Consider the following 14477-nt stretch of genomic DNA (forward strand, 5'->3'; position numbering starts at 1 on the left):
TCATGAGTACACCCCGACGACGACAACCTGCGCTCGGCCGCATCCGCCAGGTACACATGGTGGGCATTGGCGGCATTGGCATGAGCTCCATTGCCGAGGTGCTGATCAACCGGGGCTACCGCGTGACCGGGTCTGACCTGGTGCAGAACGACGTCACTGCGCATCTTGAATCGCTGGGGGCCACGATCTACACCGGCCACGATGCCGAACAGATCGGCGAGGCGGATGTGGTGGTTTACTCCTCAGCCATCGACCCAACGCAAAATCCAGAAACGCGCGCCGCCACCGAGCGCCGCATCTCGCTCATCCCCCGTGCCGAAATGTTGGGCGAGCTGATGCGCATGAAGTTTGGCGTGGGCATCGCTGGTACGCACGGAAAAACGACCACCACTTCCATGGCGGGGCTGGTGACGACCGAGGGCGCCTTCGACCCCACGATCATCGTAGGAGGCAAAGTGGCTGTGTTCGGCTCCAACGCCGTAGCGGGTGAGGGCGATATCATCGTGATCGAAGCCGACGAGTACGACCGCACGTTCTTGCGGCTTACGCCCTCGCTCGCGGTCATTACCAGCATCGATGTCGACCACCTCGACATCTATGACGACCTCGACGACATCAAGCAGGCATTCGTGCAGTACGCCAACAGCGTGCCCTTCTTTGGCGCCGCGATCGTCTGCCTCGACGACCCCAACGTGCAGTCGATTGTGGGCCAGATTGAGCGGCGCGTGATTACCTACGGCACCACCCGGCAAGCGCAGATTCGGTCGGAAGATATTGTCTACGACGGACTGCGAGCGTCGTTTACGGTGATGCGAGAAGGGGAAGCACTGGGGCGCATTCAGCTTGCCGTGCCCGGAGCCTACAACATCCAGAATGCTCTGGCCGCGGTCGCCGTAGGCCACGAGCTTGACATTCCGTTCGAGCACATCCGCGACGGCCTGGCGCGGTTTTCGGGCGTGCAGCGACGGTTTGAAAAGGTGGGCGAGGCCGGTGGCATCACGGTTATCGACGACTACGCGCACCACCCCACCGCGCTGCGTGGCACGCTCAATGCCGCCAGCGACGGCTTTCCAGATCGGCGCCTGGTCGCTGTCTTCCAGCCCCACCTGTACTCGCGCACCCGCGACCTGCTCGACGACTTTGCACGTTCGTTCTTTAATGCCGATATGCTCGTGCTCACCGAAATCTACGGAGCCCGCGAATCGCCCATCGATGGCGTAAGCGGGCAGCGCCTTGCTGAGCAGGCTCGGGCCTTTGGGCACCAGAATGTACAGTGGGTATCCAGCCTGTCGGATCTGCCCACCCGCCTCCTCGATTTGACGCGTTCAGGCGACGTGGTGCTCATGCTGGGCGCGGGCGATATTTGGCGCGCCAGCCGCACGTTTGTGGAGCGCCTAAACGAACGTCATGCTGCCCACTCCTCTGAGGCCTCATGAAGCTGTCCGTTCGTCATCTGCTTCGAGACAATGCGTCGCGGCCTGCTACCGCTGCCACGGGCGTTGTAGCGCTGGCTGTGCTGGTGCTGGTGGGGGCCCTGGCGTGGCGCTGGGCCGCCGGTGGCACCGTTAGCGCCGTGCACGTGTCTGGGCATACGGTGCTCTCAGCCGACTCGGTGCGTACGCTGGCCGACTTGCAAACCGGCCAGCCGCTTCGTACGGTTGAACCAGAACGCACAGCGGGCCGTCTCAACAAGCACCCCTGGATTGCCGAGAGCACCGTGCGTCCCCGTCCCTTTCGCAATCGCGTTGACATTAAGATTCAGGAGCGCACGCCCTACGGACGCTGGGTTACTCCCAGGGGCTCCCCTCGCTTCTTTTTGGATGCCAACGGCCATGCGCTGCCCGCACGCTCCGATACCACCTTTGACGTGCCATTGGTGTACGACGATTCCGTTTCGTATCATACCACTGAGCCTGTAGTGCGCCCGGCTACGCAGCAGATGCTGCGCGCTCTGGCCACCGCCGACACGGCACGCGCCCTAATTTCTGGCTTCCGTACGGATCCCGACCACGCCGTAGACTTGTACGTAACGCACCCTGAAGGATACACCATGACGGTGCATATGGGGCACACCCGCTATTCCAACAAACTTCAACGCCTCAAAGCGTTTCATACGCATGTGCTCCCGTACACCGATGGCCCCATTCGCACCATCGATCTGCGGTTTGAGGAGCAGGTTATTACGCAGCCGTAGCTTGCGCCTGCCACCGCGTGTCGGACCCGTTTCTTTTGTACGATGCAACAGCACACGCACCTATGGATGAACATATCGTAGTAGGAGTCGACATTGGAACGACAAAGGTCTGTGCCGTTGTGGCCGCCAAGAATGAGCTGGGACAGATCAACATTCTGGGGATGGGCATGGCCGCCTCTGACGGCCTTAACCGTGGTGTCGTTGTCAACATCGACCGCACGGTTAACGCGGTGCGCAAAGCCATTGAGGAAGCCGAGCGTGCTGCTGGCGTCGAGGTCCACAATGTCATCGTCGGTATCGCGGGCGATCATGTGCAAAGCTTTCAGAGCCGTGGCGTCGTAACCATCCGCTCGGGCGAGATCACGCAGCAAGACGTGCAGCGCCTGCTCGAAGACACCATGCAGGTGTCGCTGCCCGCCGACCGTGAGATTCTGCACGTCATTCCTCAGGAGTTTATTGTAGATGGCCAAGATGGCGTCGCCGACCCGGTGGGCATGAGCGGCGTTCGAATGGAGGCCAACGTTCACATCATCACCGGCTTAATTTCTGCAGCTAAGAACATCTACCGCTGCATCGAAAAGGCCGGCTTTCAAGTGGCTGACATTGTGCTGGAGCCCCTGGCTTCCTCCTTTGCCGTATTGCACGACGATGAGAAAGAGGTTGGTGTTGCTCTCATCGACATTGGCGGGGGCACAACAGACATTGCCGTCTTCGAGGACCACACCATTCGCCACACCGCGGTGATCGCCGTTGCCGGTAACAAAGTGACGGATGACATCGGCAAGGGCATGAGCGTGATGCGCGACCAGGCTGAGCAGTTGAAACGGCAGTTTGGCACGGCGCTCGTTGACGTGGCCGACCCGAATGAGCAGATCGAGATCCCGGGCATTGGCGGGCGGCCCGAAAAAACCATTGGCCGCGACGCCTTGGCGCAGGTCATTCAGCCGCGCATGGAAGAGATTTTAGAGATTGCTTCGATTGAGATTAAGCAGCGGAGCGAGTATGGGCGCCACCTCGGAGTGGGGTGTGTGCTGACCGGCGGAGGCTCGCTCATCCCGGGTACTGCCGAACTGGCTGCTGAGGTGCTGGGCATGGAAGCACGCATTGGTCGCCCCATGGGCCTGAGTGGCGGACTCGTCGAGGAGGTGAGCGATCCAAAGTTTTCAACGGGCGTTGGTCTGGTCTTGTACGGCATGCGTCCCGAAATCATCGGCGGGTCTACACTCAGTGAAGACGTTCGCGCCGAGAGCAACGACCACAACGAGGGCCAGACGCTCATGGATCGCCTTGCCGCTCGCATGAAGTCGTGGTTTGATGAACTGTAATGTTCACTGAACTGTGATGGACGCGGGGGCAAGCGCTTCCGTCTTTGCATCTCCACGACTTCTCCGTTCCAATACCCCGCCACGCACATAATCCATGATCCTGCTACGCATTTTACGCGGAGAGATCTAACGATCTTGCAAGAGGGGCGGTTACTTGGTACACTTTAGGGCCTTTGACTGCTACGTTTAGGACACAAAGAGGCACCATAACATTACATACCCAAAAACCATCTGTGTATTTTAGCACCAGTCCGCTTTACGGTAGCTGTTAGTTTTACCTGCTTCTTGAGACATTCGTCTTGCGCATGACCTTTGTGGGGCGTTGACAAAGCGCGGGTAGGCTTCTATTTTACACCTGCGTTGAACATTTTTACAGCGCTATCATATGTTAACGCTACATGCACACCCATCACGGAACCGCTCATTTCGTGAACGCTGCGGGCATCTGCATTTGTATCCAACCTGGAGGGACCCATGGATAACGACTTTAGTTCTCGATTTTCGTTCGATGACGCGGCCAACGAGGAAGCCAAGATCTGCGTAGTTGGTGTTGGCGGCGGTGGTGGTAATGCCATCAATAACATGGTGGCGAAAGGCATCCGTGGGGATGTCGACTTCATTGCCGTAAACACCGACTCGCAGGCCCTGGCTAACAACGAGGCCTCTCATAAAATTCAGGCGGGCCGTACGCTCACCAAAGGGTTGGGTGCCGGTGCGCGCCCTGACCGCGGGGCTGAGGCTGTCGAAGAAAGTAGCCACGAAATCGAGCAGGCGCTCGAAGGCTACGACATGGTCTTTATTACGGCTGGCATGGGCGGAGGCACGGGCACAGGAGGAGCCCCTGTGGTCGCCTCCATTGCCCGCAACATGGACATCCTGACGGTGGCTGTGGTCACCAAGCCCTTCATGTGCGAAGGCGGACGCCGTATGCGGACGGCCGAGCAAGGCATCGAACTGCTCCGCGAAAACGTGGATACGCTCATCGTTATCCCGAATGAGCGGCTGCTCGACATTGTTGATGACAGCACCAGCCTGGTCGAAGCCTTCGCTGAAGCTGATGAGGTGCTCTACAATGCCACCCGTGGCATCAGCGACCTGATTACAGTAAGTGGTATTATCAACCTTGACTTTGCTGATGTCAAGACCACAATGAAAAATGGAGGTACGGCCCTCATGGGCGCGTCGACGGCTTCCGGTAGCGACCGCGCGGAGAAAGCAGCCGTGCAGGCAATCAGTAGTCCCTTGCTTGACGGACTCACCATTGCTGGGGCCACCAATGTACTGGTCAACATTACATCGGGCCCGTCGCTGGGGCTGCGCGAAGCCACGAAGGCAACAGGAATTATCCAGAGCGAAGCTGGCGAGGACGTAGAAGTGATCTTCGGTACGGTCATCGACGAAGATATGGGCGAGGAGCTCCGTGTTACGGTCATCGCTACGGGGTTTAAGCGCGATACCGATGACAGCGGCGCAGCGTCTCATCAGCAGACAGGAACGCCCTCATCCTCCCAGGCGCCACGCAATCCGCCCCCCAATTCGTCTTCAGGTCAGCAGCAAGGCGGTGTGCGTCGTACCGTCCCCCTTGATGGAAATGCTTCATACCACTATAAAGGGGAGGATAACCTGCGCGTCCTGGATAAACCAGCCTACGAACGCCGTAGCGTACCGCCGCGCGATAATGCACCGCCTGCTGACAGCAACACGCCCAATCAGGCTGATGAGGGCTCGCAGACCAACCAAGACGGTCCTCGCGTGCGCCGCCTTCGAGCCGATGATGTGGATGATCGTGAGGGACGCAACAACACGTCGCGCAGCCGTAACGATGACTCTGACACGCCAGCTTTCTTGCGTAAAATGATGGACTAAGGCACGCGGTAGCTGGTGCTTAGTCACCTGCTACAGATGCCCGCACAAGATGAAAGCGCACAAGGTGCCGGGCATCAGATTTTCCCCTTTCGGGGCCCTCCAGCCCCACCACGGCCCCTGCAGTTCGCATTCGAGCAGTAGGACCAACGATTGAGCACCGTTGGTTGGTCGTGGCTCTGCGTGGACGGAGACGTGGTCTTCGTTCTCGCACCTATGAGAAACGCCACACCTCTGGACAGTCCCAGAGGTGTGGCGTTCTTTGTTTGGTGGAAGTGATAGGGTCTCCTGATGCAACCCTTTCCGGGGGTACCCTCAGTCTCCAGCTACTGGTCACCTTTCCTCCATCACTTGCCATTGAACCACTGCCAGGATAAAGAAGGTACCCGGTCTGGACTTAGAACACCAGGTACATCAGCGCGCCGAAGAGCGTACCCAAGCCGATCAGTACGAGTCCGATGGCACGAACTCGCAGCGCCACCGACAATGCTTCATGCGAAACGGTCCGATCGGCCAGCTCAATGGCTCCATACACAAAAGCCGAGCCTGCAAACACCATAATTGCAGCCAATCCAAGCATGGGGTCTACCGCAAACAACTGCAGGGTCACCACGACCATGGCTACCCCAATGAGCAGCACAAATGCCAGCCCGGGCCCCATATAACGCGTCAGACTCATGCTTTTTTAGTCACCGTTACCTGGTTCATCACATCGCCCTCGTTGATGGCGTCAACGACATCTTGGCCCTCTTCGACCGTGCCAAATACCGTGTGATTGCCGTCGAGGTGAGGCTGTGGTGCCCGCGTGATGAAGAACTGACTTCCGTTCGTGTTCGGTCCTGCATTGGCCATTGAAATGACGCCCAGGTCATGTGTGAGCGGATTGTTATCCACTTCGTCGTCGAACGTATAGCCGGGTCCGCCGCGTCCGGTGCCTGTGGGATCACCTCCCTGAATCATGAATCCATCAATGACACGGTGAAACGCGAGCCCGTCGTAGAACGACTCCTCCGCCAGAAAGACAAAGTTGTTCACAGTGTTTGGGGCGTGTTCAGGATGCAGCCTAAGCACGATACGTCCCTTCGCTGTTTCAATTTCAGCGCGGTAGGTTGCATCAGGGTCGATCGTCAGGTTGGGTGGGGCATCCCACGTAGGATGATCAGCCATAAGAGTGAGGTATCATGTCATTCAAGTAAGATCGCAAAGCAAAGACTTAGCACCCTTGCGTTCCCGTCGGTGTTTCAATATGAAGGTGCGTTGATGGGGTATTGATTGACGCGGGGGGCGACAAAAAAAGCCAGGCGAGCATGCTCACCCGTACATGCTTGCCTGGCAACGGAGGCCTCCGTAGTGCAGAGACCACGGGAGGTGAACGGTGGAATGTTGCACCCACGTTCGCTATGATGCAGTGACAAGCAACGTGCCACGACGAGAAGAGCCCGAAGGACGGAGAACGATCGCCGCTTCCCCTACGATGGCTCTGGTTCAAACCGTAGGCTCTACGGGACACCGACACCGCAGGTGTACAGGATAGCATACGGTCTTTTTCCAACCCAGGTTAGCCCAAAGTAAGAAACCAAAACAGGTTCTTAGTGCGAAATCCTGGTGCGGGAGAGAAAACGCTATGACGGAGTTGCTATGACATAGAAGCCATGGAGGGCGCCTCGGCCAGACGCTTCAGCCACCCAAGCATGATTTCGTTGAACTCCTGAGGATGTTCAATCATAGGCGCATGGCCGCACTTATCAATAAAGTGAAGCTCCGCGTTCGGCATCTCATCCCGAAACTCTTCCCCCACATCCGGCGGTGTAATCACGTCGTTGTTGCCCCAGACCAGGAGCGTAGGCATGTCGAGTTGGCTGAGTTCATCATGCACAATTTCTTTGTCGGCGGAGCGGGCAATCTTGATGAGGCGGAGCGCCCGCGGACGATCGCTGACCACATCGAGCATCTCGTCGACGAGTTCGTCGGTGGCATGCACGGGGTCGTGAAACGTAAGCTCGGTGCGCTCTCGGATAAACTCGCGGTCGTGGCGGCGCATGGTTGACGTGCCAATGTGGGCCTCGTAGATGCCAGACGACCCCGAAAGAACCATAGCTGCTACCCGATCTGGGTGATCAAGTGCATAAAGCAGGGCCACATGCCCGCCAAGCGAGTTTCCAACCAGGATACTTTCGTCGATTGAGAGACGCTGCAAAAACCCATCTAAGTAGTCGGCCAGGCCCGGCACGCTTGTCTGGCTAAGCGAAAGTCCGTATACTGGAATGACCGGTGCAATGACGCGATACTTAGCATTAGCCAGGCAGCGGATTGTGTCTGTCCAGTTGCTCAGATCGCCCAGCAGTCCGTGAAGAAGCACAATAGGCGGATGCGATGCATCGCAGGGCCCCTCATCGAGGTAGGTGAAGTCATCAGCATGGTGAACGACAAAAGGGGTATCGTGCATGAAGGGGAGCAACACATTGGTAAGAGAAACGCCCCGCCAATGCCGGCGAAGCACAGAAGCAGCGCCACTTGTCCGAATCAAAGACAAGATTTGTGCCGTGGGCGGTACGCCTCAGGTGGGGGCGCAGGGGCCTGACGCTGGCTGCTGCTTATAGGCAGCGTGCAGCACGCGGGAATGCGACGATATAGTCACTTCGAGCGTCACAAATCGTTCCCGATAAAGCCGTGACCGCCTGCATACGAAAGCAAGAGGTTGGGCTATTGCTATTCTCAACCAAGTGCTCACGTACACCTGCGCTACACCGCTTGCAAGAAACGACTGCAGTAACTACCATGACGGTGGACCTGTAGACGATATTTGCTGTCTGGCTCGATTTCTGCGGTTTTCAATACCCCGCGAGCGTGCAGGTTCATTGCCACACAGGCCCGCCGGGCTCGCTGGCCCTTTGCTTATGTTCATCCTGACCGGACCCGAGGATGCCATGTCTGAAGACACACCGACTCGTCGCATAGCCGTTTGGAGCGCGCTCATTAGCGGGGCCATTGGCTTTGGCCTTGGGATGTTGTTTGCTCCGCAGCGCGGCCCCAACGCACGGCGCCGCCTGGCGTATCAGATTGAGCAAGTGGCCTCGCAAACCGGCTCGTACGTGCGTGGGCTCGCGGGGCCTGGCGGCTCCAGCAGCGATGCGCGCCGAACGCGAGATGCGCTTGTGGCGGATGCCCAGGCCCGGGCGAACAACATCCGCAACGATATCGACTCGCTCTTAGATGAGCTTAAGAAGCAGCAAGAAAATCAGTCGGGGTCTTGACACGATCTGTTTACTCAATGCGGGAGTGCCACGTGCTGTATCCCAGCGTTCGTGGTAAGCTGATTCGTTGTAAGCTGACATCCGCTGAACCTGCTTAGAGGCACAAGGGAGGGCGGCCTTCCAACATCGAAAAGCAGTAAGCGTCTCAGATACGTCCCACACGTGCCCCAGATCTGAGTCAAGATCGCGATGCGGGCTAAGTGCCCCGCTGATGCATCCCCCCGGCCTCGGGAGGCCACGGGGCCCTGTGCAGTGCATTGTCGCCTCGTAGCGCACATGCTCGCTCACCCCGCTTTTTCCCTTACATACGCTCTTGCTGGCTATCCTGGCGTTGAGCAGCCCGCTCCTGCACAGACGCTGTGCACGCCTATCCTCCTTCACTCTGTGCCCGTTGACTTTACATGCCCAACCTTACCGTTCTGCTCGCCCCTTCCGATCAGAAGCAACCCGGCGGCAATCCATTTGCGCCCGATATGTTCGACTACCGGACATCGGGTACGTTCAACTACTTCGATGCCCTGAATCCGGAACGGCGTGCACTCATCGACACGCTACAAACCGTGATCCATGAGCACGATGAAGAGCAACTCGCTGATCTGTTTGGGCTGGAAGGCCCTGCGCTTGATGAGGCGGTGCGCGTAAACACCGAAATCTACGACGCCCCGCTCATGTCGGCGCTCGACCGATACAGCCCGGGCATTATGTATGCCGCTATGGACTTTGCGAATCTGCCCACCGGTGCGCAGCGGCGGCTGCTGGAGAATGGAATCATCATTTCAGGGCTGTTTGGGCTGCTCCGTCCCGACGATCTTATTCCTAACTATCAGCTCGGCATCAACGACGATGTGCCTGACGTGGGGGCTCCGGCTGACTACTGGCGTGATACCATTAGTCCCATCCTCAATGACTACATTGCCGGACGCTTCGTGTGGGATCTCCTGCCCGATGCACACCGCGACGCCTGGAACGACACCCACACGTACGAAGCACGGGCCGTCGTTCATTTCGAGGAGGACATGGGCGACGGCTATGAGCCGGTTCCCAAGGAAGAACTTGACATCCAGCGCGGTCAATTCGTGAATTACGTGATGCAGGAAACCGCCGAAGATTTCGAGGAACTGGAGGAGTGGGAGGATCACCCGGACGGCTTTTCCTACGCTAAGCGCGCGCTCACACACGACGAAGTCACAAACACCTGGCACGTCTACATGCGTCGCTAACAGGCCGCTGTCCCTGCGTATCCCGCAACGCGGCTGCGGTATTCGAGACACGGTCGCCCCGCATGAGCGTTCGCTCTGTTTCCCTCATTACTTTGCATTGACTGGCATGCAGCGCCCTGTCTGTATCGGAATTGCAGGCGGTTCCGGATCCGGAAAAACTACCGTGCTGAAGCGGATTGTGCACGCCATCGGTCCCGACCGCATTGCCATCCTCGACCACGATGCCTACTATCGCGATCTGAGCCACCTTCCTGTTGAAGAGCGAGGCTCCTTCAACTTCGACCACCCCGACGCTCTCGAAACCGACCTGATGCGTGCGCACCTGGACGCGCTCTTGCAGCACGAGGTGGTGGAGAAACCCGTGTATGATTTCACCGCGCACTGTCGCCTCGAAGAAACGCGCACGGTCGAGCCGCGCCCGGTCATTATCGTAGAGGGGATTCTGGTGCTGGCCGAACAGGCTCTCGAATCTCAAATGGACATTAAGATCTACGTGGATACCGCAGACGATGTCCGGCTGATGAGACGCATCCGGCGCGATCTGGAAGAGCGGGGGCGCACCATCGAGGAAGTGCTCACGCAGTATGAGCAGACCGTCCGCCCAATGCACCTGGAGTTCGTGGAGCCATCGAAGCGAAACGCAGATGTCATCATTCCACGGGGGGGCAAAAACCATGTGGCCATCCATATGGTGCTGGCACGCATTCGCGACCTGCTGCGCAACGCGTCCACGTCTGCCTCGCCAGCGGATTCGGCGTAACTTGCTGCGCACTAATGGATCTTTCCTATACCACTTCTTCAACTCTATTCGGCAACGTCACAGATTCGTATCAGAAAGGGGATTGGTTGTCGTCTATGTTGGGTTTCCCTGTTTGGTCTGCTATGCCAAGTCCGGGCCTTGCATAGTATGCCCTGCTAAAGTGTGCTCTATGCATGATACGTCGTTGTGATTGCGTTTTAGCGCCTGCTGTAAGAACCTGTTTGGGTTTTGGTTTGACGGCGAGAGCGAGGGACGATGAGGCGAAAATTGGACCCCAATCGAGGTTCGTAGCCGGGGCTACGGGCCGAGATTAGGGGCAATTTGCACCAGGGGCATGACCTTCGGCCCCAGCCCAGCGGAACCGCTCGCAGCCCAAAATAAGAAATCAAAACAGGTTCTACGTACGAGCGGTCTTGCGGGGGCGCTGTCCTGCGGATAGAAACAGGGGCCAGGTCTTCGTGCATGCGCTTTTTATCCGAATGTACGTAGCACACGCGCTTGTAAGGGGCCGCCTGTTACCTCCCTCGATTGGGAAGCGGCTGCTTCAGGTGTTCTGTATTCTTTTGAGCGTGGATACATACGACCAACCGATATAAATACAGCTACAACCACATAGATCAAGAGAAACCTCGATCTCTCCATGCGGTCTACCGCACCGTTTCTCCTTCAATGAACAGCTTGTTATGATGCACCCTATACGCAGCCTACGTTTCTCCTCTGCTCACTCGTCGCTGGCCCTTGGCATTCTCTTCATTTTGAGTTTTGCCCTGTTGGCCGGATGTGGAAGTGATGGCGACGGTCCCCCGCCTTCTGACTTGGAAGGCACGTACACCTTCGACCGCTTCGAATTCGCCGTACAGGGCGTTAACAATTTTGACATCCTGAGCGATACGCTGGTTACGTCGGACCGGTCGCCCCGCATGGAGTTTTTTGGGGGCGATGCCACGGTCAACCTGGTGTATCGCATAGAGGGCAGCGACGGTAGCTCAACGGTGAGCGGTCAGTTTAGCACGCGCCGCAATAACGAGGTGCTTGTAGACTTCAGCCGGGAGGATGAGGAGAGCCGTCGCGAATTGCTCTTACCTGAAATCATCCGCTTTGACATCATTGATGGTGGCCTGCGGCTCAACGCCGACCAAGAGCGCAATGAGGTTGATCTGCGTGGCTATGCTCCTGGGCGGTATGCGGGGCTCACGCAGCCTGTTAACGGAACGCTCGTGCTCCGCCTGAACCGCATTGCAGAAACGCCTGCCGCTGTCTGGTACGACGCGCACGAATAGCTCCCACGCCTTGCATGCTGTTGCGTCCCCTCTTCTCCTTGTACATCTTCCCTCTATGCACGATATGATACGTTTCCTTCGTCTGGCTGGAGCCCGGCCGCTGCTTGCCTTCTTGACTTTAGCAGCAGGTCTGTCGCTGTCCTTATCTAATACCCCGGTCCATGCACAAGAGCGCAGCGTGGGCTATACCTTTTCTCCTACTGTTGAGTGGTTCCAGGGCGAAAACGAATCCGGACTGCGCTCGGAGCTGCTCTACGGCGGCGAAGTGGGTATCAATCTTGGCCAATATCTTGAAATTGGGGCTGAGGCGGTCTACGGACCCAACTTTCAAACCGACTTCAGCCAGCTCGACCAGCTGGCCCCGCTCGACCGCGATGTCGAATTGCTGCGCTATGGGGCTCGCTTGCAGGCCAACCTGCGTACCGAAGGGCTCATTCCGTACCTGAGCATGGGCACGGGGGTTATGCAGTTCGATACGGACGGCGTCGAGACGTATCGCACGCTCTACACCTCGGGCGGCGCAGGCGTTACATACGTTCAGAACCGCTACCGCTTGTCCGTCGGCGGATCGCTCATGGGCTATCGCTACAACCCCGCTATTGCCTTCTTGAGCAGCGATAGTGGCGTGACAACCGATGAAGAAACCGTGTTTACGCCCTCGCTACGCGCTGGCGTTACGCTCTTCTTAGGAGGGCGTCCTCTCGATCAGCGTACCAACATCGACGCCTCGGTGCGTGAGCAGTTTAGCGGCGGACTACGAGGCGTACGCCTTTCGTTGGATCCGTTTGTGGGGCGCGTAGAGTGGGCTGACGAGCTCGGTATGCCCAAAGACCAGACCCTGCGTGGTGTGAATGCGGGTGTGCGCCTGGGGTCGGTGCTTAGCGTCCACGGCTTTTACGCACGCGGAGCGTCCGGCACCGACCTTTTCGAGGACGTGACAGGGCCGTTTGAGGGGATCCAGATGTACGGCGGCGAGGCGCGGGCGCGCCTCATCCCGCAGCCCCCCAACCGCGACGCACGCATCTCGCCGTACATCATTCTGGGGGGCGGCTACCTTGACGTGCTCGCTGACTATGACGACGCCCTCCCCCCGAACACTGCTCTCCCCGAGGACCGCTTCTTTGCTACAAGCGGTGTGGGCCTCGACGTACCCATTGGGGATACGTTCGGAATTACGGGCACCGTGCGATCAGTATTTGCCAGCTCCCAAGATCCAACCCGAAGCGACAACACCGATATCCAGGCTAACCTGATGTATACCGTCGGGGTCTCATTCGGACTTGGGGGCGGTAGTGATCGTCGCGCGCCCTCAGCCCCTGTCGCAGAGGAACAGCCCGTTCCGCAAGCGGACGCACGCACCGAATCTGAACGCCTGGCCGCCCGCCTCGACTCGCTGGAGCAGCGCGTGCAAGAGCGCCAGCTACAGGACCGCATTGAGCGGCTGGAGCGGCTGGAGCAGTCTATGATGGCCGCGCGCGATTCGGTACAGCGCGACACCCTGCAGCAAATGCCAAACGCCTCGGCTCCGGCCCGGTCGAACCTCTCGGGCGAGTCCATGACTGTGCCAGTACCCGAAGTCGGGTCCGTGTACATCCGATTTGGCGAGGGGGCCCCTGAGGTGCGACGCCTCGAACCTGGCGAGCAGCCGGCAACGTCCGACGTAAGCGCCGACACCATCAGCGAGGCGATCCGTGACGCGCTGCGCGAACAGACTGATGCCAACGCCGACGTTCCCCTCACGGATGCTGATGTGGAACGCACGGTGCAGCAAGCGCTGCGTGAACTGCGTGATCAGGAACGGGAGGCCGACGCCCGCGAGGAGCGCGAGCGCCCGGTTGCCCAACAACCGGATACGCCCCAAACGGATGCCCGCGTTGCCGAACTGCGTGCTCAACTTGAGGAAATGCGTCGCGAAATGCGTCGCCAACGCGAGGAGCTTGAACGCGCTCGCGAGCGTGCTGATGCCCCTGCTACCTCTACTACGTCCAGTGACCCGGTACAAACGCAGGCCTTCTACCGGTCGTTTGTGGGCCGCCCGCTTACCAGCATCATGCCTATTACAGGCTTTCGCGCTGGCAACGGTCCTACCCAGTACCAGGTGGGCATACGCGCTGACTACCGTACGCTGCCGTCGTCGAACTTTCGCCTGATGCCGGAAATTGCACTGGCGTCCAGCCCCAGCACGACCTCGCTCTCGCTTACAGCCAACGCGGCCTACTCGTTTGGCAGCGGCTTTGTGCAAGAGCGGACCGGGCAGCCGCTCGAACCGTACGGCGGTCTGGGACTTGGCCTGGCCAGTGCACGTGCGCTGCGCCTCAGTCCGGTTGTGAATGTGTTCATCGGTACTGAGTATCCGCTGGGACGTGGCGCGCTCTTTACCGAATACAGCACATTCAACCTGTTCGGAACCAACCGCCTGCTGTTCGGCTATCGGATTCCGTTGTAGAGCGAATGCCTCATATCCCCCTTGCGCTTTTATAGCCGAGGGGATGGGGACGTACCTCGCACGCCCCGTGCACCTGTCTTGGCTCCTCAACAGAGCCTGGCCGGATGCATGGGGCGTGGTTTGTTTGTGCTGTAC

The 14477-nt window shown here is 58.6% G+C and carries 12 protein-coding genes; 9 read left to right on the forward strand and 3 right to left on the reverse strand.

What is annotated here, in order from left to right:
• The first annotated feature begins 2 nt into the window (after positions 1 to 2).
• The 4 genes from murC (at position 3) to ftsZ (ending at position 5385) form a co-directional block, all read left to right on the forward strand.
• Positions 3 to 1436, forward strand: a complete 1434-nt coding sequence (gene murC / locus CRI93_RS11680; RefSeq protein WP_098062821.1) for a UDP-N-acetylmuramate--L-alanine ligase — start codon at positions 3 to 5, stop codon at positions 1434 to 1436.
• Positions 1433 to 2194, forward strand: coding sequence for a cell division protein FtsQ/DivIB (locus CRI93_RS11685; RefSeq protein ID WP_098062822.1), 762 nt, complete (start codon positions 1433 to 1435; stop codon positions 2192 to 2194). The genes murC and CRI93_RS11685 overlap by 4 nt, the downstream gene beginning before the upstream one ends.
• 62 nt (positions 2195 to 2256) lie before the next feature.
• Positions 2257 to 3519: a cell division protein FtsA gene (ftsA, locus tag CRI93_RS11690; RefSeq protein ID WP_098062823.1), complete on the forward strand. Its 1263-nt coding sequence runs from the start codon at positions 2257 to 2259 to the stop codon at positions 3517 to 3519.
• Between the two features lie 474 nt (positions 3520 to 3993).
• Positions 3994 to 5385: a cell division protein FtsZ gene (gene ftsZ / locus CRI93_RS11695; RefSeq protein WP_098062824.1), complete on the forward strand. Its 1392-nt coding sequence runs from the start codon at positions 3994 to 3996 to the stop codon at positions 5383 to 5385.
• A gap of 394 nt (positions 5386 to 5779) precedes the next feature.
• On the opposite strand, the gene CRI93_RS11700 is transcribed toward ftsZ, so the two are convergent.
• From CRI93_RS11700 to CRI93_RS11710, 3 genes are all read right to left on the reverse strand, one after another.
• Positions 5780 to 6061 (reverse strand): hypothetical protein, encoded by a 282-nt coding sequence (locus CRI93_RS11700; protein WP_141491688.1) that lies wholly within the window; start codon positions 6059 to 6061, stop codon positions 5780 to 5782.
• The gene (locus CRI93_RS11705) at positions 6058 to 6549 is read right to left on the reverse strand and encodes a peptidylprolyl isomerase (RefSeq protein WP_098062826.1); all 492 of its coding nucleotides are present in this window, start codon (positions 6547 to 6549) and stop codon (positions 6058 to 6060) included. The genes CRI93_RS11700 and CRI93_RS11705 overlap by 4 nt, the downstream gene beginning before the upstream one ends.
• A 469-nt stretch (positions 6550 to 7018) precedes the next feature.
• Positions 7019 to 7828 (reverse strand): alpha/beta fold hydrolase, encoded by an 810-nt coding sequence (locus tag CRI93_RS11710; protein WP_098062827.1) that lies wholly within the window; start codon positions 7826 to 7828, stop codon positions 7019 to 7021.
• 451 nt (positions 7829 to 8279) lie between these two features.
• Here CRI93_RS11710 and CRI93_RS11715 point away from each other — a divergent pair, with 451 nt between their 5' ends.
• The 5 genes from CRI93_RS11715 (at position 8280) to CRI93_RS11735 (ending at position 14342) form a co-directional block, all read left to right on the forward strand.
• Entirely contained in the window at positions 8280 to 8636 is a 357-nt protein-coding gene (locus CRI93_RS11715; RefSeq protein ID WP_245850493.1) for a YtxH domain-containing protein, read from the forward strand.
• Positions 8637 to 9037: 401 nt separating this feature from the next.
• Positions 9038 to 9856 carry a peroxide stress protein YaaA gene (gene yaaA, locus CRI93_RS11720; protein ID WP_098062828.1) on the forward strand — a complete coding sequence of 273 codons (819 nt, stop codon included), beginning with the start codon at positions 9038 to 9040 and terminating at the stop codon, positions 9854 to 9856.
• Between the two features lie 106 nt (positions 9857 to 9962).
• Positions 9963 to 10616 (forward strand): uridine kinase, encoded by a 654-nt coding sequence (udk, locus tag CRI93_RS11725; RefSeq protein ID WP_098062829.1) that lies wholly within the window; start codon positions 9963 to 9965, stop codon positions 10614 to 10616.
• A gap of 683 nt (positions 10617 to 11299) precedes the next feature.
• Positions 11300 to 11896: a hypothetical protein gene (locus CRI93_RS11730; protein WP_098062830.1), complete on the forward strand. Its 597-nt coding sequence runs from the start codon at positions 11300 to 11302 to the stop codon at positions 11894 to 11896.
• Positions 11897 to 12074: 178 nt separating this feature from the next.
• Positions 12075 to 14342, forward strand: coding sequence for a hypothetical protein (locus CRI93_RS11735; RefSeq protein WP_098062831.1), 2268 nt, complete (start codon positions 12075 to 12077; stop codon positions 14340 to 14342).
• The last annotated feature ends 135 nt before the right edge of the window (positions 14343 to 14477 follow it).

This window comes from Longimonas halophila (genome assembly GCF_002554705.1).
Lineage (GTDB): Bacteria > Bacteroidota > Rhodothermia > Rhodothermales > Salinibacteraceae > Longimonas > Longimonas halophila.

Bases quoted from the DNA above. Each gene is read 5' to 3' on its own strand.
- CRI93_RS11700 (WP_141491688.1), bottom strand. From the start codon at position 6,061: ATGAGTCTGACGCGTTATATGGGGCCCGGGCTGGCATTTGTGCTGCTC.
- ftsA (WP_098062823.1), top strand. From the start codon at position 2,257: ATGGATGAACATATCGTAGTAGGAGTCGACATTGGAACGACAAAGGTC.
- ftsZ (WP_098062824.1), top strand. From the start codon at position 3,994: ATGGATAACGACTTTAGTTCTCGATTTTCGTTCGATGACGCGGCCAAC.
- CRI93_RS11730 (WP_098062830.1), top strand. From the start codon at position 11,300: ATGATGCACCCTATACGCAGCCTACGTTTCTCCTCTGCTCACTCGTCG.
- CRI93_RS11685 (WP_098062822.1), top strand. From the start codon at position 1,433: ATGAAGCTGTCCGTTCGTCATCTGCTTCGAGACAATGCGTCGCGGCCT.
- yaaA (WP_098062828.1), top strand. From the start codon at position 9,038: ATGCCCAACCTTACCGTTCTGCTCGCCCCTTCCGATCAGAAGCAACCC.
- CRI93_RS11715 (WP_245850493.1), top strand. From the start codon at position 8,280: ATGTTCATCCTGACCGGACCCGAGGATGCCATGTCTGAAGACACACCG.
- murC (WP_098062821.1), top strand. From the start codon at position 3: ATGAGTACACCCCGACGACGACAACCTGCGCTCGGCCGCATCCGCCAG.
- CRI93_RS11705 (WP_098062826.1), bottom strand. From the start codon at position 6,549: ATGGCTGATCATCCTACGTGGGATGCCCCACCCAACCTGACGATCGAC.
- udk (WP_098062829.1), top strand. From the start codon at position 9,963: ATGCAGCGCCCTGTCTGTATCGGAATTGCAGGCGGTTCCGGATCCGGA.
- CRI93_RS11710 (WP_098062827.1), bottom strand. From the start codon at position 7,828: ATGCACGATACCCCTTTTGTCGTTCACCATGCTGATGACTTCACCTAC.